Annotated in this window: 2 protein-coding genes; both read right to left on the bottom strand. The window is 54.5% G+C overall.

Annotated elements, in window-relative coordinates; translation table 11 throughout:
• The coding region (locus tag EYS42_RS17515; RefSeq protein ID WP_130969372.1) for a DUF4160 domain-containing protein at positions 1-134 on the bottom strand (134 nt) is incomplete at its 3' end.
• Between the two features lie 204 nt (positions 135-338).
• The gene (locus EYS42_RS16850) at positions 339-1,082 is read right to left on the bottom strand and encodes a hypothetical protein (RefSeq protein ID WP_130969373.1); all 744 of its coding nucleotides are present in this window, start codon (positions 1,080-1,082) and stop codon (positions 339-341) included.
• Positions 1,083-1,211: the final 129 nt, after the last annotated feature.

The raw sequence follows: 1,211 nt of genomic DNA on the forward strand, positions 1-1,211 counted from the left end.
GCGAGGTGAACGATGGGAGTGAGCCAGAACTTGGCCTCGCCATCGGGGTGAGCCACATGCACATGGATGCGAGGCTCTTCACGGGAGAAGAAGAACAGCCGGAAGGGGCCGTCACGGACGACAGTTGGTGCCATGCGTAGACTCTAGCCGATTCATGCGGTGCATCCAAGCCGCGCGGGCTGCGTTCGCCTAACGCCCAGGTTAACCGGCGCCGGAGCGCGAAGCGCGGAGGGCACCAACACTGGCCATGAAAATGCCGAAGGCATGGCCAGTGTTGGCGTCCGCGTTGAACCGACAGTTAGGCTCGTGACATGTGAGATAGTGTTGGAAGTCGGCACTCATTGACATGTATTGTGGAAGCGCAGCCGATGATCAAAGTAGCAACAAAGGAAATCGGTATTGAATTCACCAGGGTCGAAATCCTGAATGTCCAACTGACTTGCCTTGACATGGCTAATCCTAACCGTTCTTCGAGCTCTTACGCTGGGAGTTACCCCAGACTGATGCTGCTTGAGGGCTTGTTGCCAAGCACGCTGTTCTTTAGGCTCGTTCATTTCAAATGCCTTAGCCCAGTAAGTAACCCTAGATGCCAGGAAGTTGACCGACGCCCCTTCCCAAAGCACAATGTGCTCATTAACGCCGTCGTACTGCACTGGCGTTATGGATTGGGTCTCCATGGCAACGAGCCGAAACGAGGCGCCGCTCGGCATGAACTTGTAGTTGGTAAAATAAGTCCCGTGGTGTGCTACGTCACGGCGTATGTAAATCGCCCCATCCTTGATTTGGACGCTCAAGTCTGAGAAGCTTGACAGCTCAATGAGCTTGAAAGGTTCGTATGTGTTGTCGCGATTTGTCCGAGTCAGGACGAGTACAGGCTTAAAACCCTCTTGGGTTTCATCTCCGGCGTTTACATGCGCCGCAAAATAGCGCTGTGATTTTATAGATCCGACGGTAACGACGGAATTTTCGTCAGCTGCAAGATTCTTGGGCAATCTGCTCACAAGCCAATCGTATTGTCCTGCGAATACTACAGGTGATAGCCAAGCCAGTGCGAGAGTTGCCAGTGAGCGAGCGATTTGCATAAGGCCTAACGCCCAAGGTAAGCGGCGCCGTAGCCCGACAGGGCGAAGGGCACCAACACTGGCCATGAGAATGCCGAAGGCATGGCCAGTGTTGGCGTCCGCTTGACCGACCAGTTAGGCAACAGCGGC

Source organism: Aquabacterium lacunae (genome assembly GCF_004310865.1).
Lineage (GTDB): Bacteria > Pseudomonadota > Gammaproteobacteria > Burkholderiales > Burkholderiaceae_C > Aquabacterium > Aquabacterium lacunae.

Coding starts and splice junctions, on each gene's coding strand:
- EYS42_RS16850 (WP_130969373.1), bottom strand. CDS start 1,082: ATGCAAATCGCTCGCTCACTGGCAACTCTCGCACTGGCTTGGCTATCA.